The organism is Bacillus hominis (assembly GCF_018332515.1).
Classification (GTDB): Bacteria; Bacillota; Bacilli; order Bacillales; family Bacillaceae_G; genus Bacillus_A; species Bacillus_A hominis.
In genome coordinates, this window is the sequence record NZ_BOQD01000157.1 from 1 (window position 1) to 311 (window position 311).

The window sequence follows — 311 nt, forward strand, 5'->3', positions numbered from 1 at the left end:
TTGATTTACCTGTTCCGTTAGGTCCCATAATTGCGTGGATTTCTCCACCTTTTACTTCAAGGTTTACACCTTTTAAAATTTCTTTGCCATCAATTGATACATGTAAGTCTTTAACCGTTAATGTAGAACCAGCCATCTCAATACCTCCATTAATCCTATATATACATTTTAAAAATTACTAAAACGTTCATATTCTCATTTTATTCTCATTCTAATCTTATATCAAATAAAATGATATCGCAAACGCTGAAAAAATGTAACAATTTTTTCACAAATGTATATAAGTATTCCCTTGCATCCTTATATGATAC

General features: G+C 29.6%; 1 protein-coding gene. It reads right to left on the minus strand.

The window, feature by feature from the left end; all coding sequences use genetic code 11:
- Nucleotides 1-136, minus strand: a 136-nt coding sequence (locus tag KI356_RS16185) for an ATP-binding cassette domain-containing protein (protein ID WP_212935897.1), incomplete at its 3' end; no start/stop codon positions are given.
- Between the last annotated feature and the right edge of the window lie 175 nt (nucleotides 137-311).